The 25,747-nt window shown below is 68.4% G+C and carries 20 protein-coding genes; 14 read left to right on the top strand and 6 right to left on the bottom strand.

Going from position 1 to position 25,747, the window contains the following annotated elements; translation table 11 throughout:
• Positions 1 to 179 precede the first annotated feature (179 nt).
• The 5 genes from ACFYT4_RS31955 to ACFYT4_RS31935 all read left to right on the top strand — a co-directional run bounded on the left by ACFYT4_RS31955 (position 180) and on the right by ACFYT4_RS31935 (position 4,490).
• Positions 180 to 653, top strand: coding sequence for a hypothetical protein (locus ACFYT4_RS31955; protein ID WP_389276950.1), 474 nt, complete (start codon positions 180 to 182; stop codon positions 651 to 653).
• A gap of 3 nt (positions 654 to 656) precedes the next feature.
• Positions 657 to 2,429, top strand: a complete 1,773-nt coding sequence (locus tag ACFYT4_RS31950; RefSeq protein ID WP_389276947.1) for a hypothetical protein — start codon at positions 657 to 659, stop codon at positions 2,427 to 2,429.
• Positions 2,430 to 2,456: 27 nt separating this feature from the next.
• Positions 2,457 to 3,704 (top strand): type VII secretion-associated serine protease mycosin, encoded by a 1,248-nt coding sequence (gene mycP / locus ACFYT4_RS31945; protein WP_389276944.1) that lies wholly within the window; start codon positions 2,457 to 2,459, stop codon positions 3,702 to 3,704.
• 58 nt (positions 3,705 to 3,762) lie between these two features.
• Positions 3,763 to 4,128: a WXG100 family type VII secretion target gene (locus tag ACFYT4_RS31940; protein WP_389276941.1), complete on the top strand. Its 366-nt coding sequence runs from the start codon at positions 3,763 to 3,765 to the stop codon at positions 4,126 to 4,128.
• Between the two features lie 62 nt (positions 4,129 to 4,190).
• Positions 4,191 to 4,490: a WXG100 family type VII secretion target gene (locus ACFYT4_RS31935; protein ID WP_389276938.1), complete on the top strand. Its 300-nt coding sequence runs from the start codon at positions 4,191 to 4,193 to the stop codon at positions 4,488 to 4,490.
• 168 nt (positions 4,491 to 4,658) lie between these two features.
• Here ACFYT4_RS31935 and ACFYT4_RS31930 read toward each other — a convergent pair whose 3' ends face one another.
• The 4 genes from ACFYT4_RS31930 to eccCa form a co-directional block, all read right to left on the bottom strand.
• Positions 4,659 to 5,357, bottom strand: coding sequence for a hypothetical protein (locus ACFYT4_RS31930; RefSeq protein WP_389276935.1), 699 nt, complete (start codon positions 5,355 to 5,357; stop codon positions 4,659 to 4,661).
• Between the two features lie 6 nt (positions 5,358 to 5,363).
• The gene (locus ACFYT4_RS31925) at positions 5,364 to 7,664 is read right to left on the bottom strand and encodes a hypothetical protein (RefSeq protein WP_389276932.1); all 2,301 of its coding nucleotides are present in this window, start codon (positions 7,662 to 7,664) and stop codon (positions 5,364 to 5,366) included.
• The gene (locus ACFYT4_RS31920) at positions 7,664 to 8,146 is read right to left on the bottom strand and encodes a hypothetical protein (RefSeq protein WP_389276929.1); all 483 of its coding nucleotides are present in this window, start codon (positions 8,144 to 8,146) and stop codon (positions 7,664 to 7,666) included. The genes ACFYT4_RS31925 and ACFYT4_RS31920 overlap by 1 nt, the downstream gene beginning before the upstream one ends.
• A gap of 182 nt (positions 8,147 to 8,328) precedes the next feature.
• Positions 8,329 to 12,306, bottom strand: a complete 3,978-nt coding sequence (gene eccCa, locus ACFYT4_RS31915; RefSeq protein ID WP_389276926.1) for a type VII secretion protein EccCa — start codon at positions 12,304 to 12,306, stop codon at positions 8,329 to 8,331.
• An 865-nt stretch (positions 12,307 to 13,171) separates the two neighbouring features.
• Here eccCa and eccD point away from each other — a divergent pair.
• From eccD to ACFYT4_RS31885, 6 genes are all read left to right on the top strand, one after another.
• A complete protein-coding gene (gene eccD / locus ACFYT4_RS31910) occupies positions 13,172 to 14,671 on the top strand; it encodes a type VII secretion integral membrane protein EccD (protein ID WP_389277034.1) in 1,500 nt (499 codons plus the stop codon).
• Between the two features lie 324 nt (positions 14,672 to 14,995).
• Complete coding sequence (rpsO, locus tag ACFYT4_RS31905) at positions 14,996 to 15,286, top strand: 30S ribosomal protein S15 (RefSeq protein ID WP_389276923.1); 291 nt, start codon at positions 14,996 to 14,998, stop codon at positions 15,284 to 15,286.
• 374 nt (positions 15,287 to 15,660) lie between these two features.
• The gene (locus tag ACFYT4_RS31900; protein ID WP_389276920.1) at positions 15,661 to 17,880 is read left to right on the top strand and encodes a polyribonucleotide nucleotidyltransferase; all 2,220 of its coding nucleotides are present in this window, start codon (positions 15,661 to 15,663) and stop codon (positions 17,878 to 17,880) included.
• Positions 17,877 to 19,256, top strand: a complete 1,380-nt coding sequence (locus ACFYT4_RS31895) for a M16 family metallopeptidase (protein ID WP_389276917.1) — start codon at positions 17,877 to 17,879, stop codon at positions 19,254 to 19,256. Before ACFYT4_RS31900 ends, ACFYT4_RS31895 begins: the two co-directional genes overlap by 4 nt.
• A gap of 45 nt (positions 19,257 to 19,301) precedes the next feature.
• Entirely contained in the window at positions 19,302 to 20,054 is a 753-nt protein-coding gene (gene dapB / locus ACFYT4_RS31890) for a 4-hydroxy-tetrahydrodipicolinate reductase (RefSeq protein WP_389276914.1), read from the top strand.
• Between the two features lie 16 nt (positions 20,055 to 20,070).
• The gene (locus tag ACFYT4_RS31885) at positions 20,071 to 20,511 is read left to right on the top strand and encodes a hypothetical protein (protein ID WP_389276911.1); all 441 of its coding nucleotides are present in this window, start codon (positions 20,071 to 20,073) and stop codon (positions 20,509 to 20,511) included.
• A gap of 96 nt (positions 20,512 to 20,607) precedes the next feature.
• Here the strand turns inward: ACFYT4_RS31885 and ACFYT4_RS31880 are convergent, their stop codons facing one another.
• Positions 20,608 to 21,165 carry a hypothetical protein gene (locus tag ACFYT4_RS31880; protein ID WP_389276908.1) on the bottom strand — a complete coding sequence of 186 codons (558 nt, stop codon included), beginning with the start codon at positions 21,163 to 21,165 and terminating at the stop codon, positions 20,608 to 20,610.
• Between the two features lie 96 nt (positions 21,166 to 21,261).
• The gene (locus tag ACFYT4_RS31875) at positions 21,262 to 21,501 is read right to left on the bottom strand and encodes a hypothetical protein (protein ID WP_389276905.1); all 240 of its coding nucleotides are present in this window, start codon (positions 21,499 to 21,501) and stop codon (positions 21,262 to 21,264) included.
• Positions 21,502 to 21,677: 176 nt separating this feature from the next.
• Here ACFYT4_RS31875 and thyX point away from each other — a divergent pair, with 176 nt between their 5' ends.
• The 3 genes from thyX to ACFYT4_RS31860 all read left to right on the top strand — a co-directional run bounded on the left by thyX (position 21,678) and on the right by ACFYT4_RS31860 (position 25,444).
• Positions 21,678 to 22,418 carry an FAD-dependent thymidylate synthase gene (thyX, locus tag ACFYT4_RS31870; RefSeq protein ID WP_389276902.1) on the top strand — a complete coding sequence of 247 codons (741 nt, stop codon included), beginning with the start codon at positions 21,678 to 21,680 and terminating at the stop codon, positions 22,416 to 22,418.
• A 290-nt stretch (positions 22,419 to 22,708) separates the two neighbouring features.
• Positions 22,709 to 23,608 (top strand): 4-hydroxy-tetrahydrodipicolinate synthase, encoded by a 900-nt coding sequence (gene dapA, locus ACFYT4_RS31865; RefSeq protein WP_389276899.1) that lies wholly within the window; start codon positions 22,709 to 22,711, stop codon positions 23,606 to 23,608.
• 150 nt (positions 23,609 to 23,758) lie between these two features.
• Complete coding sequence (locus ACFYT4_RS31860) at positions 23,759 to 25,444, top strand: ribonuclease J (protein WP_389276896.1); 1,686 nt, start codon at positions 23,759 to 23,761, stop codon at positions 25,442 to 25,444.
• The last annotated feature ends 303 nt before the right edge of the window (positions 25,445 to 25,747 follow it).

Raw genomic sequence — 25,747 nt, 5'->3', positions numbered from 1 at the left:
AACCGCACAGGGGTCCGGGGACGTCGTTCAGGGTGTCGTACCAGCGAAGTCGCGTGGCGGATAAGACACTTGGGACTGTCACAGCCAGTGGTTAGAGTGGTGTAAGGCCAGTTGATGATGGCCGATTCAGCACGATCGCAACGTGGTACAGCCGGAGCAAACGGGGAGGAACGGGCATCGTGCTCGATGCAGAGGGTGGTGGAGTCGGAGCCTCGAACGGCGCGAGTGACCTGGAGAAGGGCGTCGGTGCGCTGAAGCGGTTCCAGCAGCGGGTGAACACCCTGCTGGCGGACTTCGAGAACGGCGCGGCGGGAAGGACGAAGGTGGCCGCGCAGACGGTCTCCCGTACGTCCCTGAGCGGGCCCAGCACCCCCTTCGCGGAGGCGGACGGTCTGTACGGCCAGTACAACCGCGTGCACGCGGCCCTCGTCTCGCTCTCCCGCACCCTGAGCGACCAGATCGAGTGCCTGAGCATCGCCGTACACGCCGCGGAGGTCGGTCTCGACAACGTGGACGAGGAGAGGCGCTGGCGGTTCGCCCAGATCCGTGCCCGTCTGGACCAGGAGCGCGAGGCGGCGCAGGAGCGCGAGCGAAAGGCGCTCAAGCCCGCGCCGCAGAACACCGACGACAAGACCGTTGACTCCGGGTGGTGACGGATGACTGAGAACGAGCCCCAGGAACTGAGCCCCGAGGCACAGCGCGAGCAGGACCTGGCGCGCGTCCAGACCCAGCTGGGCGTGACCGACCTCACCCAGAAGGTCACCTCGATCGTGGGCGGCCTCTTCGGCAGCCCGGGCCCGGGCCCCTTCGCCCGGACCAGCTTCGAGGCCCATGAGCTCAACGCGATGATCGACCTGGTCGAGAACTCCAACCCGGCCGACCTGGAGAACGCGGGCACCGCCCTGTGGAAGGCGAGGGACGCCCTCAGGAGCGCCGCCAAGGAGCTCCAGGACTATGTCGACAAGGTCGAGTGGAAGGGCGAGTCGGGCAACGAGTTCCGCTCCTTCGGCCGCGCCCTCGCCGACCACGCCCGGACCCTGGGCTCCTTCGCCGATGTCGCCGGCACCCAGATCACGGTGGCCGGGACGGGCCTGGCGTCGGTGCGCAAGGCGATGCCTCCGCGTGACACCCGGGTGAAGAAGCAGGACGTCAACACGATCGAGGCGCCGAAGCGCGTCGAAGGAAATCCCGAATACGACGAGGCCGTGAAGGTGGAGAAGAACCGCCAGGAGGCCATCAATCAGATGACCCGGCTGGCGTCGTTCTACGCGGTGTCGGAGGAGACGCTGGCGGGGCAGGAAGCGCCGCGGTTCGACAGGATTTTGAAGGCTGAAGTCCCTCCGCCGCTCGGCGGGCGTGAGAAGCTCCCGGCCGAGCGCTCCAGGAGCAACACGCTTTCGGGTGAACGCGCGCCCCACTCGGTCTCTGAACATCGTTCGGATCCCCGTTCGACAGCTGACGCGCCCCGTACGGAGATCACCGGTACGGCCCCGACCGCCCCGGATCGCAACACCTCGATGGAGATCGACAGCGTCGCGGCACCTCCCTCCGTTCCCACGACCCCGAATGCGGCACCGACCGTGCCGACGTCCACCGGTCCGGGCGGTCCGGTGCCGCCGATGGGCGGTATGACAAATCCCGTACCCAACACCGCGGGACCGGCCGGACGGGCCCCGGGGGTCTTCAAGGCAGGTGGGGGTCCAGGTGTCGGCGCGGTGGGGCGCTCGGGAGCGGGTGGCGGCGGCTTCCCCGCAGCCGGACATGCCGGCGCGGCCGGCCGGGGCGGCGTCGTGGGCGGTGGATCGGGAGCGGCGGGCGGCACGGGAGCTGCCGGACGATCGACGGGACCCATGGGCGCCGGATCCGCCGTCGGCGGCCGCGCCGGTGGCGTCACCGGAGGCACCGCCGGACAGTCACCCATGGCCGGCCGCGCGGGCATGGCCGGACAGCCGATGGCCGGGCGTGCGGGAAGGGGTACGGCACCCGGTTCTCGTACGGGCCGGGCGGACGGGATCGTTGGCGGCACGCCCCAGCGGACCACCGGTGGCACAACCGGCTCCCGCATTCCGCGGGGGACGGTCGTCGGCGGCGAGGGCGCGGCCTCGGGCCGTCCTTCCACGGCGAGGCCGAGCCAGGCCGGCGTCGTCGGAGCCAACCCCGCGGGTACGCCCCAGCGCCCTGTGGGCAGGGGCACTCCGAGCACCAACGGAGTTGTCGGCACCCCGCGCACCGGAGGCAGCGGCTCCCGTCCGGGTACAGGAGGCTTCACAGCCGGCGGCGCCGGTCTTGCGGGAGGCCGACCCCGTCAGAACCAGTCCGGTGACAGGGAAGACGAAGACACCGGTTCGACACGACCGGACTACCTGACGGAAGACGAAGAGACGTGGGCGGCTCGGCGGCGTGGTGCCGTACCGCCGGTCATCGAGTAGGCGCACAGGGAAGGTTCGGAAGCCAGGATGACGGCAGGAATGCGCCAGACGCGGAAGCACGGCAGGTCCCGTTTCACTCGGGGCATGCTGTGCACGCTGGCCGCGGTTGGCGTTTGGACGGCGGGCACGGCCAACGCGGCTCCGGTCGCGGTGGCCGCGCCCGGGCAGCCGCAGCAGTGGTACCTGGATGCGATGCGCGCCGAGGAGATGTGGAAGGTCACCACCGGCCAAGGCATCAAGGTCGCTGTCATCGACACCGGCGTCAACGCGTCCACTCCCTCGCTGAAGGGCCAGGTGCTGAAGGGCCTTGATGCTACGGGCGCCAAGGGCGAGGAGACGGACGACTACGAGGGCCATGGGACGACGATGGCCGAGTTGATCGCGGGTACCGGCAAGGGCGGTGGTCTCCGCGGTCTCGCTCCGGGAGCGAAGATCATTCCGATGAGGGTCTCCGATACCGAGTTCCAGAACAAGAACAAGGTGAACGCGCAGGACGCTTCGGACGCTATTCGGGCCGCGGCAGACAGCGATGCCCAGATCATCAGCATGTCGATGGGGAGCGAGTTCTCCAGTCCGGAGACGCGGGCTGCGGCGAAGTACGCTCAGAGCAAAGGGAAATTGTTCTTTGCCTCTGCCGGCAACAACGCGGAGGAGGGCAACAAGCCTGAGTATCCCGCCGCTTACCCCGACGTTGTCGGCGTCGCTTCGGCGGACAGCAAGGGCAAGGTGGCCGAATACTCACAGCACGGAGACAACGTCGACCTCGCCGCACCAGGGAATGACATTCCTGCCTGGTGCGATACCAAGTTCAGGAGCTACTGCGACAGCGGGGGAACCAGTCCGGCGACCGCCATCGCCTCCGCCTCCGCAGCCCTCATCTGGTCCGCCCACCCCGACTGGACCGCGAATCAAGTTCTCCACGCGCTCATCGACACGGCCGCCCGGGACTGGGCCAAGGGCACCCGTAGCAACTACCTCGGCCATGGACTGATCCGTCCGCGCCAGATCATTCTCGATGGCAAGGGCGACCCCGGCCCGGCCGATGTCAGCCCTCTGACCAATGAGAAGACAGGCGGCCCTCCCGCGTCGGCTGCTCCGTCTGCACCAGCCTCGTCACAGCCCCCGAAGGACCAGCCCACCAGCGACGCCGTCGTGACAGGCTCCGGCAAGAACGCCGAGGACGACAGCTCACTGGGTCTCATCCTCGGCGGAGTCGCCGTGGTCGTCGTTCTCGCGGGCGCAGCCTTCTTCGTCATCCGGCGCCGCAGCGCCTGATCGCGGCCGGCCAACATGAATCACCCCACAGTGGAAACAGGGAAAGGAAGACCGGGATATGTCATCTGTCCAGAAGGTCGGCGATCAGAGTCTCAAGGATTTCCAGGATGAGATCTCTCGGCAGTTCGAGGACGTCAAGGGGCAGCTCCAGAACCTCCAGGGGGTCATCGACAGCCTGGAGGGCGCCTGGAAGGGCATCGGCGCCGGTGCCTTCGATGTGAAGCAGGCCGAGATCAACCAGGGCATGGTGCGCATCGCGAAGCTCCTGCTCAACTTCCAGGAAGCCATCCAGGTCACCCGTACCACCGCCGGTAACACCGAAGACGAGGTTCGTGCCGCGCTGCAGGGCGTCGACGTCACCGCCGGGTTCTCCGGTGACGCCGGTGCGACGAAGGCCGCGCAGTCGAACATCGCCAGCTACTGACAAGCACGTCGGCATTCCGCGCCACAGCAGAACACCGGACACAGAAAGCAGTTGGAGGACTCATGGCACAGGCGAACGACGGCCTCATGCTCGTCACCTATTCCTCGCTGGACCAGGCGGCGACAACCATCGAGAAGCAGGCCCAGCGTCTGGACCAGACTCTCGAAGACCTTCAGAACAAGATCCGCAGCGTCTCCGCCACCTTCGAGGGTGAGGCCAAGACGGCGGCGGACGCGGCCCACAAGAAGTGGGACCACGAGACCCGCCAGATCCACACGGCCCTGAAGGGCATCGCCAAGGCCGTCCGCGAGGCGGGCCCGGCGTACCAGGCAGGCGACAAGAAGGCCGCCGGTTACTTCTAGCAGGTCCGTTCCAGAACTGAGGACACCCAGACAGCAGGGTGGGCATGCGCGGGAGATGCCCACCCTGCTCTGTTCATTGCCGCGCCTTCAACGAGCCGTTCCTGCATGTCGGCGCGTTATGGGCAGGTGAGTGCAGGGTCGCCGACCGGGCACCTTGGCCCGCAGCACCTATCGGGGTGCAACCGGCTCCGGGACCTCAGCGGGGAGGCGCGCGCTTGTGGCGCACCCCAACTGCCCCGCGAGCTTGCGTGCGATCGCGTTGAGTACGGTCATCCGCTCTTTGCTCGTGGAGTCACCGACGAGCCTGCCGGGGCTGAACAGGCCGGCCTTCACATAGGGAGTGTTTCCCTTCCCGCCCTTTGTCGGGCACCGGAAGTACAGCGACGCCGACAGGTCTGCTTTTGTGGCGGCGTAGACTCCTATCGGGTAATAGGTGTATTCATCCGGGTTGTCGGTCACAGGTTCACGGGAATCCGGGTGGGTGAGGGACGCCTCGAAATCTACCTCGATCAACGGGGTGTCACTCTTACCGTCGGCCTTGTAGACAACGCATGAGCTTCGCTCGGACTCTGCTTTGTGGAGACCGTCGGCTGCCTTCTCAAGGGAGAACCGGCTTTTTTCGCCTGATGTACCTTCACCGGGCGACTCCGTGAATCGATCGGTGCCCGAGATTTCTTTGAGAGCCGCCGCGGCGGAAGTGTCCAGAGTCGCCTGGCAGATCTCGCTCGCCGTGCTTCCGGTGGGTGTCTCCTTTGATTCCCGTGTACACCCCGAGACACCCATGGCGGCCACCAGGCCGAGGGCAGCACACTTCGACACCACGCCGAACCGGCCAGGCGTCCGATCATTTCCGAAGGTGAGTCCCATGCTCCGTCATTCCTTGTACGCGGGCCGTCCGCGGAAGTCGTTCTCATGGGAACCGGTTCCCAAGTAGCCCGCCTTGACCTGGTCCTTCCACTGCTCGCGATCCCCCTGCTGGGCAACTTCAGGATTATTCTTCGTATAGGCGTCGTAACTCGATCCGAGGGAATCCGTTCCCTCCTGGTAGAACTTCTGACTGGTCACCTGTGCCTGCTCGCGCGGATCGGCCTGGGCCCCGTCGACCCCCTTGTCGATCTGCTGACCGAGGAAGGTGTTGACCGCGCCGCCGACGGTTTCCGCGGCAAGAGGGGCGATGGCGATGGCCGCACCCGTCGACCCGGGAATGGGAATAGCGGCCACACCCACACCGACCACAGCGCCCACGGCGAACTTTCCCCAGTCGGCCGATCGGCCGAGGGACTTGTTCGCTTCCTCGGAGTTTGCTCCGTAGGTCAGTTCGGCCTGCTGGACCCGCGAGTGATCAAGAATTCCTCGTGCCTCGGCCTCGATGGCCAGAGCGTCCCTGGCGTGGTCCACATTCGCGTCGCTCGTGGCGGGGTTGGCGTCCAGAACGCTCAGCGTGTACAGGTGCTGGGCCGAGGTCACCACACCGTGCGAGGTCTCGTTCTGGCCGAGCACGCTCAGGAAGTTGATGGCTCCCTGGTTTCCGAAGTCCGCCCGACCCGCGTACTTCGCGGGGAAGTCTCCCGAGTCCTTGGAGTGATCCCCGATTCCGGACAGGCTGTAGTTGATGTCATCAATATAGGCAGCGCCCATCTTTCCGAGGCTGTCCGCCAGCTCCGGCTGGCTGTGCAGCATCTTCGGCCCGTCCTCGCTGCCGTAGAGATACGCGATCTGCTCCATGACTCCTGCCGTCTCCGCGGTGCGGAGATCACCGCTGCCGGGTGTCATGGGCTCCTTGCCGGACATCGCTTGTGCGTCGAACGCGTGGCCGGTGGTGGCCGATTCGAGGGCGTGGCCCAGAGCATCCCGCCCGGCGACGACCTTGTCGTCTCCACCCATCATCGGAGCGTCGGAGAGCCAGATGCGTTCCTTCGTCAGGTACTTGAGGTTCTCATTGACCTCGGATTCCTTGTCGACCGTGTTGCCCGCCCCGTCAGGCTGCGCGAAGAATTCGGTCGAAGCACCGGGGTTATGGCCCAGTGCCTCCAGGAATCCGGTCATCGGATCACGACCGCGGTCGTTCTTGCCCCAGTAGTTGAGATCGCCTTGGTTCCAGTTGTTGACCCATGGGCTGAGGTCCTTGACGTTGTGTTCCTTGTCAAAGGCCACGAGCCGGTTCCCGTAGTCGTTGAGGAACTCGTCGTCATAGTCACCGAAGCGCATCAGATTGCTCATGACGGCAAAACCGCGGGGGTCGTTGGCATCGTCGATCCCGAGTGGGTCCGGTCCCAGCCTCACCATGTCATCCTCCCACTTCTCCATTTTTGTGCTGTCGGAGAGGGTGGCGGTGCCCAGGGTGATGCCGAGGTTCTTCTGGAGTTGCTTGGCCTGTTCCCCGCGCTTCGGGTCGTAGCCGTAACCCTGATAGGGGTCGGCGATACCGGCGTAGAACTCCAGCGTCTTCTTGGGGCCCACATCCAGGGCGAGCTTCTCGGCGAAGAGCGGATCGTTCTTGTACGTGGCGAGCGTGCTGTTGAGCCGGCTCAGCTCGGTGTTGGTGACATCGTGCGGATCCTTCTTCATGATCGCGGCCATGTTCTCCGCCGCCTTGACGGCATTCGCGGCGGCATCACGATCCTGGTAGTTCGCCTCGGAGAACCCGTACTCGCTCTGATCGACCAGAGCCTTGAGAACCTGAGCCGCCGAATTGTCGCTCTCCGTGGCTCCGTCGAGGATGACCTGAATCTCGTCACGGAGCGCGGTGGTGTCCTCGGGGGTGTGACTGGGGACGGTGGATCCCTTGGCGACCCGGTCGGGGTGGACGATCATCGTGACGGTGAAGCCGCCACCACTGGTGGATGTGACGGTGAGGTTCTTGCTCCGGCCGCGTTCGATCGCGTCATTGAGCTTGCGGTGCCAGTCCTTCAGTTCGTCGCGCGTGTCCCTGAGGATGTTCCGGATGGAGGTCGCCTGGGACTGGGCGTCGGCGAACTCACCGGCCGTCTTGCCGATGAACTCCCGGGAAACTGTGGCATTCACACCTGCCCAGTCGGCCTTGTTCGCCTGCCCCCTGAGCCCTTCCCGGGCGTCCTTCTCCAAGTCCTTGAGGTTGGTGATCATCCTTGACCAGTCGGAGACCGCCTCGTCGAGCGCGGTGAACTTGGCGGAACGCAGTGCTTCGAGATCCATCAGTTCCCCTGCGCCTTCCTGTCGCCCCGGTCGCCGTACGACTCGTCAAACCCCTTGTCCAGCGTCTCGATGCTGCTCATGTTCCGCCGGATGAACTGATCGTCGTCCTGATGTGTCTTGCCGCTGAAGTCCATGTGGTTCGAGATGTGCGCGCACGCGTCCATGAGTGACGCGAGCTGCTTCTCCCAGCGGTTCCCGACGTGCCGGAGCGCGCCGCCGAGTGCGAAGCCCTGGGTCGCGAGGTTCTCGCCCGCCTTCTCGCTGGTGGGGAGGGCGACCCGGGCCTCCGTCCACAGGCGGTTGTAGAGCTTGTACGCCTTGTCGCCGATCGCGGCGAGATCTGTCTGCGACACCTTGAGATCGCCCGCCCCGGCACCGGACGAGCCGCCTCCGTCGTCCGGCGGCAGCCCGTTCAGCTGCATCCGGGCCGTGTCCTTCTCGGCCGCCGAAGCCTTCAGCTGCTCCCACTCGTCCCATGCCATGTCGCAGACTCCTTCCCCCGTGCGTACGTCTAGGACGGCACCATTCCGGTACCCGCTCCGCATGAACCTATTGACGTCCCGTCACTGCTCGCAAGGTCCGTCCTCCTCGGCCTCCGCGTCCCGGAACCCTGCTCCCGGCAGTAGCCCGGACCCCTCTCCTGCCCTCATGGCCTCCACAGCCCTCAGCTCTGCTCATCCGGTGCCATGAGCCCCGTCTGCACCAGAGGGTTGCCCCGCTGGCGGGAGACGAAGATGCCCCGGCCCGCCGGCATCGGCCTCAGCCGTACGCCGCCGAGGACGTCGCCCTCCTGCGGATCGCCGGAGAGCAGCACCCCCTGCGCGCCCAGCTCCATCATCCGCTGCATGAACGCCTCGTACGACGCCCGGCTCGCCCCCGCGGAACTGCGGGCGATGATGAAGCGGACACCGACGTCACGCGCGAACGGCAGCAGTTCCGTGAGCTTGCTCAGCGGGTTGCCGCTCGACGTCGACACCAGGTCGTAGTCGTCGATGACCACGTACACCGACGGTCCGCGCCACCAGCTGCGGTCCCGCAGCTGCCGGGCGGTCACATCGGCCGACGGTGTACGCCGCTGCATCAGATCGGCCAGGGCGTCCACATGGTGCTCCATGTTGTTGGACATGGGGACGTACTCGGCAAGATGGGACGGCGGGCAGACATCCAGCAGAGCGCGCCGGTTGTCGATCACGAAGAACTTCGCCGAGTCGCCGTCGTACCGCTCGGTGAGCTGCTTGATGAGGAGCCGCAGCAGATTGGACTTGCCGGACTCGCTCTCGCCGAACACGAGGAAGAACGGATCGCGCTCGAAGTTGAGGAAGACCGGTTCCAGGTTGTTCTCGTCGATCCCGAAGGCGACACCGCGCTGCGGATCCGCCAGCCCGGACGGCAGGCTGTCGGCCGCGAGCTCGCGGGGGAGCAGCCGTACGGACGGGGCACCCGGCGCCGTCCAGTGACGGGTGACCTCCTGGGTCATCGCGGCCGTCGCCTCCGACAGATCACTGGCGGAGTTGATGGCGTCGATGCGCGGCACGGCCCCCATGAAGTGCAGCCTCTCCGGCGTCAGACCGCGCCCGGGCACCCCCGTGGGCACATTCGCGGCGGCCTTGCGGTCCAGCTCGGAGTCCATCGTGTCACCGAGCCGCAGCTCCAGCCGGTTCATGAGCAGGTCCTTGAGGTTGGCGCGGACCTCCATCGAGCGCGACGCGGTGATGACCACATGGATGCCGTAGCCGAGCCCGCGGGCCGCGATATCCAGGACCGCGGGCTCCAGGGCCTCGTAGTCCGTACGGAAGTTGCCCCAGCCGTCGATGACGAGGAACACATCTCCCCACGGCTGCTCGGCCACGGAGATGTCACCGCGTGCCCGCAGCGTACGGAAGGTGGCGATCGAGTCGATGCCCGCGCTGCGGAAGTACTCCTCGCGCCGGGTCAGGATGCCGTACACCTCGGCGACCGTCCGCCGTACCCGCTCGGGGTCGAGCCGGGAGGCGATCCCGCCGACATGCGGCAGCCCGGAGACCGCCGACATGCCGCCGCCACCGAAGTCGAGGCCGTAGAACTGGACCTCCTGCGGGGTGTGCGTCAGCGCGAAGGCCGAGATCAGCGTCCTCAGCAGCGTCGACTTGCCGGACTGCGGACCGCCGATGATCTGCATATGCCCGGCCGCGCCGGAGAAGTCCCGGTACAGGGTGTCACGGCGCTGCTCGAACGGCTTGTCGACCACGCCCAGCGGCACGACGAGCCGCCCGGCCCCCTCGTAACCCGGCTGGGTGAGCCCGCGCCCCTCGACGTTCGTCAGTCCCGGCACGATCTCGTCGAGCGGCGGCGGGTTGTCCAGCGGTGGCAGCCACACCTGGTGCGCCTCCGCGCCCCGCCCTTCGAGCCGCCGCACGATCACATCGAGGACCGAGTCCGCCAGCGCGTCGTCCTCGGAGGTGCGCGGATCCGGTACGGCGGTCTGGGCGGTGGGCTCCACATAGTGGATCGGCACGGGCGCCGCGGTGAACGGCACCGGCCTGCGGTCGACCGGCAGCGGCCCGCCGGCCGCGGCCGTGCGGTGGCCGCTCTCGCGGTACACACCGGAGACGTACGCCGCCTTGAACCGCACCATCTCGTCGGTGCCGTACTTCAGATAGCCGGAGCCGGGGACGTTCGGGAGGGTGTACGCGTCGGGGACCCCCAGCGCGGCACGCGACTCGGCCGCCGAGAAGGTCCGCAGGCCGACGCGGTACGACAGATACGTCTCCAGACCGCGCAGCCGCCCCTCCTCCAGCCGCTGCGAGGCGAGCAGCAGATGCACGCCGAGCGAACGGCCGATACGGCCGATCTGCACGAACATCTCGATGAAGTCCGGCATGGCGGTCAGCAGTTCGCTGAACTCGTCGATGACCAGCACGAGCGAGGGAATGGGCTGGAGCGGGGCGCCCGCGGCGCGTGCCTTCTCGTAGTCGTGGATATTGGCGTAGTTCCCCGCGTCGCGGAGCATCTCCTGACGGCGGTTCAGCTCGCCGCGGATGGAGTCGCCCATGCGGTCCACCAGCGTCAGATCGTCCGCGAGGTTGGTGATCACCGCGGCGACATGCGGCATCTGGGACATACCGGCGAAGGTGGCGCCGCCCTTGAAGTCCGCGAGAACGAAGTTGAGGGTCTCCGAGGAGTGGGTGACGGCCAGTCCCAGGACCAGTGTCCGCAGCAGCTCGGACTTGCCGGAGCCGGTCGCGCCGACGCACAGGCCGTGCGGACCCATGCCCTCCTGTGCCGCCTCCTTGAGGTCCAGCATCACCGGAACGCCGTCCTCACCCACCCCGATGGGCACCCGCAGCCGCTCCGACTGGGAGCGCGGCCGCCAGGTCCGGCTGACGTCGACCGAAGCGGCGTCGCCGAGGTTCAGCAGATCCGTGAAGTCCAGATTGGCGAGCAGCGGCTCGTCATCGTCACCGCCGGAGGCGACCCTCAGCGGGGCCAGCTGGCGGGCGAGTGCCTCGGCGGCCTCCAGGCTCAAGTGGTCGGGCACACCGTCGTACACCAGCCCGTGCCCCGACTCCAGTTGCAGCGCGTCGGGGTGGACGACCACGGACAGCCCGCCGCGTGGACCGGTGACCTCGCCCGGCACGACCTCGATCACCGTCACACCCTGGAGGCCCTCCGGCGCCGCCAGCGGCGAGGTGGCGGGCACCGACTGCCCGTCGAGCACCACGACCAGATGCGGCTGGTCGAGCAGCGGATGGCCGCCGCCCTGGAACCGGGGGCGGCCGTCCAGCCGTCCGGCGAGCAGCTCCTCCAGATCCCGCGCGTCGGTGGTGATCAGCCGGCGGCTGCCCGCGCCGTCGCCGGGGCCGGGGGCCTGGAGGTGCGGCAGCCACTTCGCCCACTCCCAGTGGCCGACCGCCTCCCGCCCGGCGGCGACGGCGACGACCAGGTCCTCGGGGGAGTGCAGCGAGGTGAGCGCACAGACCATCGCCCGGGCCGTCGACCGTACGGAATCCGGCTCACCGCTCACCGTCAGGTGGTAGAAGGCACGCAGGGACACGGCCATCGGCAGACCGTCGAGGGTGCCGTGCGCCGAGAGGAACTGCCGCATCGCACCCGCGGTCAGCGGCTCCAGTTCGTCGACTGGCGCGGTGTCGGGCGCGATGAGCGGGGTGGCGAGCTGCTGGCTGCCCAGCCCGATCCGTACCTGCCCGAAGTCGGCGTCGCCGGCCCGGCGCTCCCAGACCCGGCTGCCCTCGGCGACCAGCGCCCACAGCTGCTCGGGGGAGGGGTGCAGATAGTACTGGGCGTCCCGCTGGAGGCGTGCGGTCCTCAGGACGGTCCGCCGGGTCTGGGTGAGGTACTTCAGATAGTCGCGCCGGAGGTCGGCCAGCTCGCCCTGGGTGCCGCGCCGGTAGCGGACGAGCATCGCGATGGCCATGGCGATCGTCGAGGCGATCATCACCATGCCCATGATCCTCATGATCGGGTTCGGGGTCATGAAGAAGAACACGACGCTGCCGCCCATGCCCAGCATGGGCAGCAACTGCATCAGCGCGCCCTCCTGCTGCCCGCGCGGCAGCTCCGGAGGGGGCTGGAGCTGCAGATGCTCGCTCGGCACCTCGGAGGGCAGGGCCCGCGGTGGGCGCTTGACGACGATCTGACTCACAAGCTCACCCATTCCCTTGCCGGACGGAAATGTTGCTGCCGGCGCCCCCGTGGCGACCGGTTCCGTCCGCGGGGACGGATCCTACTGGCGCCCGGATCGAGGAGGTGGCGGTAGGGTGGCGCGTTGTGTTTGCGCGGCCGTGAACTACCGCAAAAAACGGGTCATTCGGAGCGCATTGCAGGACCGGGTGACATGGCTTGGACGACATGAATGCGGACCGGGCGTATGGATTCGGGCTGTTCGGGCAGTGCGCAAAGCCGGACCCATGTGCATGGATGCACCACGCAGGTTGGGGGGGCGGTGATGTGTGAAGCCTTTGTGGGAAGTCGGTGCAGGGCGTCCGTATGCCGGCATCGGTGCTCGATGCCGTGGACCGGAGTACGGGATGACAGCACGCGGACGGTGACGGTGCACGGGCACCGGCGTACGGATACCGCGAACGCGCCGTGACGAATCGCCCGCCGACCACGACAATGGCCGAGCACGTCGACAAACAGCACCCGAACAACTGCTTCCGAACAACAGAACAGCCCCTGACGGCGGCACCTGAACACCACAGTGCCCGGGCGATCGCGCCGGACCGACAACGGCCCGGCGACGACGGCCCGGTGACGAGGGCGGACCGGACCGGACGGCACACCGTCACCCGAGCGAACGCCACACGGGCACAGCACCACAACAGGCACAGCACCACACGGGCAACACGGCACCGGACCGCAACGTCCGACCGGCAGCACGACCCCACCGCACCGAGCGCCGCCACACCGGGCGCCCGAAACACCGAACGACAAAGACGGCGACAACTCGACGACAAACGCGTGAAGCCGATGCACGGGAAGAACACGAGGGGATGCAGCAGGTGAGTATGACGGCCTCAGCGGCGGCGAACGGAACCGGTCACCCGGGCCCCGTGACCCCGTCCAGCAGCGGAACCGGCTTCTGCCGGGTGACGGTCGTCGCCCCGGACGGCCGCGTCGACGTGGCACTGCCCGAGGACATCGCGATCGCGGACCTTTACCCCGAGATCCTGCGGCTGTCCGGACAGAGCCCCGAACCGGGCGCCCCCGTCGGCTACCACCTGGTACGCCGCGACGGCACCGTCCTCGACAGCGCCCGCTCCCTCGGAGCCCAGCGCATCCTCGACGGCGAACTGCTCTCCCTGCGCCCCTTCGCCGAATCCCTGCCGCCGGCCGTCTTCGACGATGTCTCCGACGCGGTCGCCTCCTCCGCCGCCCGCGACCGCACGCTCTGGAGCGACGCCCTCATGCGGGGTGCCGGGCTGCTCGGCGGATCCGTTCTGCTGCTCCTGCTCGCCTTCGTGCTGTGGACCTCCGACCCCCGCCACGACATGCACGGCCTGCCGGGAGTCCTCGCCGGAGTCACCGGCGTGCTCCTGCTCGCCCTCGCCTGCGTACGCGCACGGGTCTACGACGACCGGGGCTCGGCCATCGCCCTGGGCATCGGCGCCATGGCGAACGCGGCCATCGGCGGCACCGGACTGCTGCCCCCCGCCGACGGCCAGGGCATCGGCAGGCTCCAGTTCCTGCTCGCCTGTGCCGCCGTCCTCGTCTTCGCGGTGATCCTCACGATCGTCGCCCCCGGCGGGGACGGGCCCTTCGTCGCGTTCGTCTTCGCCGCCGCCGTCGGACTGCTGGCGACCTTCGTCGCCATCACCCGCGAACTGGAACCGATCGAGACGGCCGCGATGTGCGCCCCCTTCGCGGTGGGGGCGCTCGCCTTCCTGCCCGGGCTCTCCACCCGCTTCGCGCGCCTGCCCATCGGCTTCGACCCGCCCCGCACCACCGTCGGCGACTACGGCTCGGACCCGGAGCCCCAGGGGCCGGTCGACGGCGAGCGCATCGCCGCCCAGGCCCGGCGCGGCCATGAACTGCTCGTCGGCCTCGTCGGGGGCTGCGCCCTGGTCACCGCGGGCTCCGCCGCCGTCCTCGGCTTCTCCGACAACATCTGGGCGCAGCTCCTGGCGCTCGCCACCGGCGTCGCCATGCTGATGCGGGCCCACCTCTTCCGCTACACCGCCCAGGTCGGCTGCGCCCTCGCGGCGGGACTCGGCGCCCTGGTCCTCCTCGGGCTCGGACTCGGCCTCAACCCGCCGGCCGAGCTGGTGCGCGACGCGCTGCGGGGCGACGGCGCGGCCCTGGACATCCGTACGGTCTGGCTCGCCGCGGCCGTCGCCGGGGTCGCCGCGCTGATCACCGCCATCGGCCTGATCGTCCCGCGCAAGGGCGTCACCCCCTTCTGGGGCCGTTTCCTGGAGATCGCCGAGACCTTCGTCCTGCTGACGCTGCTGCCGCTGTGCCTGGCGGTCTTCGACGTCTATCACTCGATCCGGGCCATGACCTCGTAGCGCGGGATCCCGTCCCCCGCGGCCCGGATCCCGCTCCGGCCGCACCCGGATCCCGCCCCGCCCCTCCCGGCGACACCCGCTACGCCGCGCGGCCCGGGTCCCGCCCGGCCCGCGGCCGCCATCCCGGCCCCAGCGCCCCCGTCCGGCCCGTGGGCAGGGCAGCCGCCCCGGACTGGTACGCTGGGTGACGGCCGTTTGTGTACGCGTTCCCGGACTCCCTGGGGGCAGCGCCCATCGGCCCTTCGCCTCCGAGTCACGGAAGCTCCCCTGAGACACAGACCAGGGGCACTCGCGGGCGCATCGAACACCACTGAGGAGTACCGAGTGTCTCTCGACGCCGCTACGAAGAAGCAGATCATGGCCGAGTTCGGCACCCAGGAGGGCGACACCGGCTCCCCCGAGGTCCAGGTCGCGCTGCTGTCCCGCCGTATCTCGGACCTGACCGAGCACCTCAAGACCCACAAGCACGACCACCACTCCCGCCGCGGTCTGCTGATCCTGGTCGGCCAGCGCCGCCGTCTGCTGCAGTACCTGGCCAAGAAGGACATCCAGCGCTTCCGCGCGCTCGTCGACCGCCTCGGCATCCGCCGCGGCGCGGCCGGCGGCGCCAAGTAGGACGCCGTGGAGGGAGCGGTTCCCACTGAAGAGGGAGCCGCTCCCTTTTGCTGTACGTGATGGCTGTACGCGATCCCTGTACGTGCGCGACGTACCGGACGGCAATTAGTCTGGTCGCACAACACCACACGGAACGACCCGCGGCACCGAACGCCGGTACCGCACGACAGAGCACCACCAGAAACGCAACAGTGAACGAGCGGAAAGCAGACTCGCCGCCGCCGGTCCTCGGTAGTGGCTCCCGGAGCCTATGAACCCCGGGTGCTTCGATCGAAGACCGGCCCAGTACGAGAGCTTCTCCGCCTGTCTCCCCGCCACACGGGCGAGGGGACCAAAGACGAACAACGTAACGAAACGTAACGGAGAAAACGCTAGTGGAGAACGAGACCCACTACGCCGAGGCTGTCATCGACAACGGCACCTTCGGCACCCGCACCATCCGCTTCGAGACGGGACGGCTGGCCAAGCAGGCCGCCGGTTCCGCCGTGGCGTACCTGGACGACGACACCATGGTGCTGTCGGCCACCACCGCTTCCAAGAAGCCCAAGGACCAGCTCGACTTCTTCCCCCTCACGGTCGACGTCGAGGAGCGGATGTACGCGGCCGGGAAGATCCCCGGCTCCTTCTTCCGCCGTGAGGGCCGGCCCTCCGAGGACGCGATCCTCACCTGCCGCCTGATCGACCGCCCGCTGCGCCCCTCCTTCAAGAAGGGCCTGCGCAACGAGATCCAGATCGTCGAGACGATCATGGCGCTCAACCCCGACCACCTCTACGACGTGGTCGCCATCAACGCCGCCTCCTGCTCCACGCAGCTCGCCGGCCTGCCGTTCTCCGGTCCCATCGGCGGCACCCGGGTCGCGCTGATCAAGGGCCAGTGGGTCGCCTTCCCGACGCACACCGAGCTGGAGGACGCCGTCTTCGACATGGTCGTCGCCGGCCGGGTCCTCGACGACGGCGATGTCGCGATCATGATGGTCGAGGCCGAGGCCACCGAGAAGACGATCCAGCTGGTCAAGGACGGCGCCGAGGCGCCGACCGAGGAGATCGTCGCCGCCGGCCTCGAAGCCGCGAAGCCCTTCATCAAGGTCCTGTGCAAGGCCCAGTCGGACCTCGCCGCCAAGGCCGCCAAGCCCGAGGGCGAGTTCCCGGTCTTCCTGGACTACCAGGACGACGTGTACGAGGCGCTCACCGCCGCCGTCAAGGGCGAGCTGTCCCAGGCGCTCACCATCGCGGGCAAGCAGGAGCGCGAGGGCGAGCTGGACCGCGTCAAGGAGCTGGCCGCCGAGAAGCTCCTCCCGGCCTTCGAGGGCCGCGAGAAGGAGATCTCCGCCGCCTACCGCTCGCTGACCAAGTCCCTCGTGCGTGAGCGCGTGATCAAGGACAAGGTCCGCATCGACGGGCGCGGTGTCACCGACATCCGTACGCTCGCCGCCGAGGTCGAGGCCATCCCGCGGGTTCACGGCTCCGCCCTGTTCGAGCGTGGCGAGACCCAGATCCTGGGCGTCACCACCCTGAACATGCTCCGTATGGAGCAGCAGCTGGACACCCTCTCCCCGGTGACCCGCAAGCGCTACATGCACAACTACAACTTCCCGCCGTACTCCGTCGGCGAGACCGGCCGCGTCGGCTCCCCGAAGCGCCGCGAGATCGGTCACGGCGCGCTCGCCGAGCGCGCGATCGTGCCGGTTCTGCCGACGCGCGAGGAGTTCCCCTACGCGATCCGCCAGGTGTCCGAGGCCCTCGGCTCCAACGGCTCCACCTCCATGGGCTCGGTCTGCGCCTCCACCATGTCGCTGCTGAACGCCGGTGTGCCGCTGAAGGCCCCCGTCGCCGGTATCGCCATGGGTCTGATCTCCCAGGAGATCGACGGCAAGACGCACTACGTCGCCCTCACCGACATCCTCGGTGCGGAGGACGCGTTCGGCGACATGGACTTCAAGGTCGCCGGTACGAAGGAGTTCGTCACCGCCCTCCAGCTCGACACCAAGCTGGACGGCATCCCGGCCTCCGTCCTGGCTGCGGCCCTCAAGCAGGCCCGTGACGCCCGCCTCCACATCCTCGATGTGATGATGGAAGCGATCGACACCCCGGACGAGATGTCCCCCAACGCCCCGCGGATCATCACCGTCAAGATCCCCGTGGACAAGATCGGCGAGGTCATCGGCCCCAAGGGCAAGATGATCAACCAGATCCAGGAGGACACCGGCGCCGAGATCACGATCGAGGACGACGGCACCATCTACATCGGTGCCGCCGACGGCCCGGCCGCCGAGGCCGCCCGCGCCACGATCAACGGCATCGCCAACCCGACCATGCCGGAGGTCGGCGAGCGCTACCTGGGTACGGTCGTCAAGACCACCACCTTCGGTGCGTTCGTCTCCCTGCTCCCGGGCAAGGACGGCCTGCTGCACATCTCGCAGATCCGCAAGCTCGCCGGCGGCAAGCGCGTGGAGAACGTCGAGGACGTGCTCGGCGTCGGCGCCAAGGTCCAGGTCGAGATCGCCGAGATCGACTCCCGCGGCAAGCTCTCCCTGATCCCCGTGATCGAGGGCGAGGCCGACAAGTCCGACCAGAAGGACGACACCGACAAGTGACGTCGCGCAGCCTCAAGGCGACGGCCCGCACCTCTTCCGAGGCGCGGGCCGTTGCCCGTACCCAAACTCTTCTCAAGGGTGAGAACGGCATCGGCACGGTCCGCCGCACCACCCTCCCCGGTGGCCTGCGCATCGTCACCGAGACCCTGCCGTCCGTCCGCTCCGCCACCTTCGGCATCTGGGCCCACGTCGGCTCCCGCGACGAGACGCCGTCCCTGAACGGCGCCACGCACTATCTGGAGCACCTCCTCTTCAAGGGCACGCACCGGCGGTCCGCCCTTGACATCTCCTCCGCGATCGACGCGGTCGGCGGCGAGATGAACGCCTTCACGGCGAAGGAGTACACCTGCTACTACGCGCGGGTGCTCGACACCGATCTGCCGCTCGCCATCGACGTGGTCTGCGACATGCTCACCGGCTCGCTGATCCTCCAGGAGGACGTCGACGCCGAGCGCGGAGTCATCCTCGAAGAGATCGCGATGACCGAGGACGACCCGGGCGACTGCGTCCACGACCTGTTCGCGCACACCATGCTCGGCGACACCCCCCTCGGCCGCCCGGTCCTCGGTACCGTCGACACCGTCAACGCGCTGACCGCCGACCGTGTCCGCCGCTTCTACCGCAAGCACTACGACCCGACCCACCTGGTCGTCGCCGCCGCGGGCAACATCGATCACGCCACCGTCGTGCGCCAGGTCCGCCGCGCCTTCGAGAAGGCCGGCGCCCTGACCCGTACGGACGCGGTGCCGCTCGCTCCCCGTGACGGCAGCCGCACCGTGCGCACGGCGGGCCGCGTCGAACTGCTCAGCCGCAAGACCGAGCAGGCCCATGTCGTCCTCGGCATGCCGGGCCTCGCCCGTACCGACGAGCGCCGCTGGGCGCTGGGCGTGCTGAACACCGCGCTCGGCGGAGGCATGTCCTCCAGGCTCTTCCAGGAGGTACGGGAGAAGCGCGGCCTCGCCTACAGCGTGTACTCGTACACCTCGGGCTTCGCCGACTGCGGACTCTTCGGCGTCTACGCGGGCTGCCGCCCGAACCAGGTCCACGACGTCCTCAAGATCTGCCGGGACGAACTGGACCGGGTGGCGTCCGACGGGCTGTCGGACGACGAGATCGGCCGCGCCATCGGCCAGCTCTCGGGCTCCACCGTGCTCGGCCTGGAGGACACCGGCGCGCTGATGAACCGTATCGGCAAAAGCGAACTGTGCTGGGGCGACCAGATGTCCGTCGACGAGATGCTCGCACGGATATCCGCCGTCACCCCGGACGAGGTACGCGCGGTGGCCGGACAGGTCCTGGGACACCGCCCCTCGCTCGCGGTGATCGGTCCGCTCAAGGACCGCCAGGCCGACCGGCTGCACGAGTCGGTCTCCTGAGACAGGCTCCAAGCCCCCGAAAGCTCCTCCGGAGGAACGAGACAGATGAGCAAGCTGCGCGTGGCCGTCCTCGGTGCCAAGGGCCGTATCGGCTCACAGGCAGTACGGGCCGTCGAGGCCGCCGACGACATGGAACTCGTCGCCGCCGTGGGCCGGGGCGACAAGCTGGAAACCCTGGTCGAGGCCGGAACCCAGGTCGTGGTCGAACTGACCACCCCCGGCTCGGTGATGGGCAACCTCGACTTCTGTGTGCGCCATGGCATGCACGCCGTCGTCGGCACCACCGGCTGGACCGACGACCGTCTCACGCAGCTGGGCACCTCGCTCGCCGCGTCCCCCGGGACCGGTGTCCTCATCGCCCCGAACTTCTCCATCGGCGCCGTCCTCACGATGAAGTTCGCCCAGCAGGCGGCCCGCTGGTTCGAGTCGGTGGAGGTGCTGGAGCTGCACCACCCGAACAAGGCCGACGCCCCCAGCGGCACCGCCACCCGTACCGCCCAGCTGATCGCGGCCGCCCGCGCCGAGGCGGGCCTCGGCGCTCAGCCCGACGCGACCGTCACCGCGCTCGACGGCGCGCGCGGAGCGGACGTCGACGGCGTCCCGGTCCATGCCGTACGCCTCCGGGGCCTCCTCGCCCACCAGGAGGTCCTCCTCGGCGGCGAGGGCGAGACCCTGACGATCCGCCACGACTCGCTCCACCACAGCAGCTTCATGCCCGGCATCCTGCTCGGTGTCCGCCGTGTCGTCTCCGTCCCCGGCCTGACCGTCGGCCTGGAACACTTCCTCGATCTCGGCTGAGCGGGACCGCAACGACATGAGCGCGAAGATCACCTACATCGTCACGGCAGCCGCCCTGGTCGTCTACCTCGTCCTGGTCGGCAGCCGCGGCGTTATGCTCATACAGCAGGGCACCCTGCTGACCGTCACCTTCGGCGCCGCGGTGCTGGTGCTCCCGGGGGTCGGCGTCTGGTTCCTCTGGAAGAACACCCAGTTCGTCACCAAGGCCAACCGCCTCGCCGCCGAGCTCGACGCGGAGGGCGGCCTTCCCGTGGACGATCTGGCCCGCACGCCCAGCGGCCGTATCGACCGCGACGCGGCCGACGAGGTCTTCGCCCGCCGCCGCGCCGAAACCGAGGACTCCCCGAACGACTGGCGCTGTTGGTTCCGCCTGGCGATCGCCTACCGCGACGCCCGCGACACCCCCCGCGCCCGCAAGGCCATGCAGCGCGCCATCACGCTCCACGACCGGTCCTGACCGCGGCTCCCGGGCTTTTCGGCCGCTCCGGCGTGCGAGGAGCGGGTTCCGGGGCGAAGCGGTGTTTCGGGGCGGAGCCCCGGCACACGGCGGCGGTTACGCCGTGGGAGGCCGGTACTCCGCCCCCCATGCCTCGATCGTGTCCGCCGCCCGGTCGAACGCCTCCACCCGCCCCAGGAAATCGGCGTTGTGATCGGTCAGCAGCGCCATCGGCTCGCTCCGGCCCCGACGCACCCCCACCAGCGCCTGCCCCTGCACCGTGCGCGGCAGCCCCAGCCACTTCACCGGCTGCTGCACCGTCCGCACCTCGGTCACCTCGGCCCACGTCAGGGTGGCCGTCATGAAAAAGCCGACCTTGCGCAGCCCGTGCCGGCTGACCCACACCCCCATGCGCAGCAGCCGCAGCGCCGTACCGATCACCGCGAGCCCCAGGACCAGACAGACCACCGCCCCCGACGAAGCGCCCGCGAGCGCGATGATCATCGTGGCGAGCATGACAAAGGAGGCGAGCAGCAGCAGAACCGCCGCCGAGCCGACCCTCCAGGGCCCCGGACGGTACGGACGTCGCCACAGGTCGTGGTCGTCGAAGGGCAGTGCGATGTCATCCGCGGTCGCGTCGAACGCGCGATCCGCCGTCAGAAAAGGCAGGGGCACGACTGATCCTCACTCACCAGCATGCTCGATGGGGGCTGTGACGGGTGAGGCTACCGAGGCGCTCACGGGTCGACCACCCCAGGGGGTCCGTACGAGTCAGCGTCGCTCGGACGCCTCGGAGTGCTGGGCGCGGCCCGGCTCCTCGCCCGATTCCAGCGCGGGCACGCCGAACAGCAGGGAACCGGCCAGACCGGCCGCTATCGTCAGACCGATCAGCGCACGGCCCATCAGCTGGGAGGCACTCGGACGTTCGCGCGGCGGAGGAGTGACGTTACTGCGGAAGCTGTCGGACTCGGCGACGAACGAGAACGGGACGGCTTCCCGCCGGCGGAACATCAGGGCACTCTCCTTGACTCGTGTGGCACGACGAGGCCACCGCTGCGTCTGTTACCCGTAGAGACGAACGGAACGCCGATTCGGTGCCCGTTTTCGGCGAATCGGTGGAAAACGGGGTCGGGGGAGGTGGACTACAGTGGTCGCCGCCCAGCTCAGCCCCTGGAAGGACCCTCCTGGTGACCGACACCCCCGCGACGACCCCGGACCCCGGCTTCCGGGGCGATGTCACCGTCGAACTGGTGAAGCACTCCGCCGGCGACTCCGACGTCCTGTGGGCCGCCCGAGTCTCCACAGCGGGTGAGCAGTCCCTGGCGGAGCTGCAGAAGGACCCGGAGCGCTCGAAGGGGCTCATCAACTATCTGATGCGGGACCGCCACGGCAGCCCCTTCGAGCACAACTCGATGACCTTCTTCATCAGCGCCCCCATCTTCGTATTCCGCGAGTTCATGCGGCACCGCGTCGGCTGGTCGTACAACGAGGAGTCCGGCCGCTACCGGGAGCTCCAGCCGGTCTTCTACGTCCCCGCCCAGGACCGCAAGCTCGTCCAGGAGGGCCGCCCCGGAAAGTACGTCTTCATCGACGGCAGCCCGGAGCAGCACAAGATCGTCAGCGACGCCATGGAGGACTCGTACCGTCGCTCGTACGAGACGTACCGGGAGATGCTGGACGCGGGCATCGCCCGGGAGGTCGCCCGTGCCGTCCTGCCCGTCGGTCTCTTCTCCTCGATGTACGCGACCTGCAACGCCCGCTCGCTGATGCACTTCCTCGGGTTGCGCACCCAGCACGAGCAGGCGAAGGTCCCGTCCTTCCCGCAGCGGGAGATCGAGATGGTCGGCGAGAAGATGGAGGAGCACTGGGCCCGGCTCATGCCCCTGACGCACGCGGCATTCAACACGAATGGCCGAATCGCGCCCTGAGCCGTCCGGCGGCCGGAAGTCGTCGGTTCGCCGTATCCCCTGTCGGCCGTGTGGCGCCCACCGCGTCGGCCGAAAAGGTCCCTCTCCCGAGGCACCCAGAGGTACAGATGTACGGATTCGCCGGGCGAAGTGTCCGCATTGCGGTGTTTCGTGAAGTTCATCTAGGCTGATCAAACGGACCCGGTACTGCCTGAACCCCCGAGCAGGCAGTGCCGGGCTCCTCATGCCACGTCGTACGTCACGTCCCCTGAGGGGCCACACCGTACTGAGCAGCGAGTAGCGTGTTACCCATGGCTCCGATCCACACTCCGCAGACCCCGTTCGGGCGGGTCCTCACTGCCATGGTCACGCCGTTCACGGCGGACGGCGCACTCGACGTCGACGGTGCACAGCGCCTGGCGGCCCATTTGGTGGACGCAGGCAACGACGGCCTGATCATCAACGGCACCACCGGCGAGTCACCCACCACGACCGACGCGGAGAAAGACCGGATCGTACGAGCCGTCCTGGAGGCGGTCGGGAACCGGGCCCACATCGTGGCCGGTATCGGCACCAACGACACCCGCCACAGCATCGAACTCGCCCGCGCCGCTGAACGCGCCGGCGCACACGGCCTGCTCGCGGTCACGCCGTACTACAACAAGCCCCCGCAGGAGGGCCTGTACCGCCACTTCTCGGCCATCGCCGACGCGACCGAACTGCCGGTCATGCTCTACGACATCCCCGGCCGCAGCGGCGTCCCGATCGACACCGAGACGCTCGTGCGCCTCGCCCAGCACCCCAGGATCGTCGCCAACAAGGACGCCAAGGGCGACCTCGGCCGCGCGAGCTGGGCCATCGCCCGCTCCGGCCTCGCCTGGTACTCCGGCGACGACATGCTCAACCTCCCGCTGCTCTCGGTCGGCGCGATCGGTTTCGTCTCCGTCGTCGGCCATGTCGTCACCCCGGAGCTGCGGGCGCTGCTCGACGCCCACGTCAGCGGCGACGTCCAGAAGGCCACCGAGATCCACCAGCGGCTTCTCCCCGTCTTCACGGGTATGTTCCGCACCCAGGGCGTCATCACCACCAAGGCGGCGCTGACCCTCCAGGGCCTCCCCGCGGGTCCTCTCCGGCTCCCCCTCGTCGAGCTGACCCCGCAGGAGACCGCGCAGCTGAAGGCCGACCTCGCGGCCGGCGGAGTACAGCTGTGACCACGGACTTGGCAAGACCCCATAACTGAAGAGCAAGAGGAGATCCGGCCGTCCACCGTGGCCGGCCGGACCCAGTCATCGGCACGTGCACGAATGTCACGTACGCCACGTGCCCCAGCGGCACGTGGCGTACGTGGTGAGGAGAGTCTTTTGAGTCATCCGCATCCCGAACTCGGCGCCCCGCCGAAGCTCCCCAAGGGCGGCCTGCGCGTCACCCCGCTGGGTGGCCTCGGTGAGATCGGCCGGAACATGACGGTCTTCGAGTACGAGGGCCGCCTGCTCATCGTCGATTGCGGCGTCCTCTTCCCCGAAGAGGAGCAGCCCGGAATCGACCTCATCCTGCCGGACTTCACCACGATCCGGGACCGCCTCGACGACATCGACGGCATCGTGCTCACGCACGGCCACGAGGACCACATCGGCGGCGTTCCCTACCTTCTCCGGCTGAAGCCCGACATCCCGCTGATCGGCTCCAAGCTGACCCTCGCCCTGATCGAGGCGAAGCTCCAGGAGCACCGCATCCGCCCCTACACCCTTGAGGTCACCGAGGGGCACCGTGAGCGCATCGGCCCCTTCGACTGCGAGTTCATCGCGGTCAACCACTCCATCCCGGACGCCCTGGCCGTCGCCATCCGTACCCCCGCCGGCATGGCGGTCCACACCGGCGACTTCAAGATGGACCAGCTTCCGCTGGACCGCAGGCTCACCGATCTGCACGCCTTCGCCCGGCTCAGCGAGGAGGGCATCGACCTCCTGCTGTCCGACTCCACGAACGCCGAGGTCCCCGGCTTCGTCCCGCCCGAGCGCGACATCTCCCATGTCCTGCGGCAGGTCTTCGCCAACGCCCAGAAGCGCATCATCGTCGCCAGTTTCGCCAGCCATGTGCACCGGATCCAGCAGATCCTGGACGCGGCCCATGAGTACGGCAGGCGTGTCGCCTTCGTCGGCCGCTCGATGGTCCGCAACATGGGCATCGCCCGTGACCTCGGATATCTCCGGGTCCCCGCCGGCCTAGTCGTCGACGTCAAGACCCTCGACGACCTGCCGGACCACGAGATCGTCCTCGTCTGTACGGGCTCCCAGGGCGAGCCGATGGCCGCGCTGTCCCGTATGGCCAACCGCGACCACCAGATCCGGATCGTCCAGGGCGACACCGTGATCCTGGCCTCGTCCCTCATCCCGGGCAACGAGAACGCGGTCTACCGCGTGATCAACGGCCTCAGCCGCTGGGGCGCGAACGTCGTCCACAAGGGCAACGCCAAGGTCCATGTCTCGGGACACGCCTCGGCCGGCGAGCTGCTGTACTTCTACAACATCTGCAAGCCCAAGAACCTGATGCCCGTCCACGGCGAATGGCGCCACCTGCGAGCCAACGCCGAACTGGGCGCCCTGACCGGCGTCCCCAAGGACCACATCGTCATCGCCGAGGACGGCGTCGTCGTCGATCTCGTCGAGGGCAAGGCCAAGATCGTCGGCAAGGTCCAGGCGGGATACGTGTACGTGGACGGCCTCTCCGTCGGAGACGTCACCGAGACCTCGCTCAAGGACCGCCGCATCCTCGGTGACGAGGGCATCATCTCGGTCTTCGTCGTGGTCGACTCCACCACCGGCAAGGTCGTCGGCGGCCCGCACATGCATGCCCGCGGCTCCGGGATCGAGGACGCGGCGTTCAGCGCGGTGATCCCGAAGATCGAGGAAGCGATCGCCAGGTCGGGCGCCGACGGCGTCGTCGAGCCCCACCAGCTCCAGCAGTTGGTCCGCCGGACGGTCGGCAAGTGGGTGTCCGACACGTACCGTCGCCGCCCGATGATCCTCCCCGTCGTCGTCGAGGTCTGAAGGCCTGACGTCGCACTTCTCGGAGCGGGGCGCCTCGATTTGCATCAAGGAGCCCCGCTCCAGTAGGTTTACGGCTCCGCCCGAACGGGAACCCGGAGCGCCCATGCGCCCACACGGTGATCCGGAGGGTCGGGAAAACCGACTCAGAATCTTCTGATAAAGTCGGCACCGCCGAAAGGCAAATGGCTTCTCCAATCAGTCGCCCGACTGAATTCCCGGTCCGGAAACGGAATGGGGAAAAGGTCTGGTAAGGTTGGAAACGCAAGACCGAAGGGAAATGCCCGGAGGGCCTGATGAGGGTCT

This window comes from Streptomyces sp. NPDC004609 (genome assembly GCF_042873655.1).
Taxonomy (GTDB): domain Bacteria; phylum Actinomycetota; class Actinomycetes; order Streptomycetales; family Streptomycetaceae; genus Streptomyces.
This window is presented reverse-complemented; position numbering and strand designations above follow the sequence as displayed.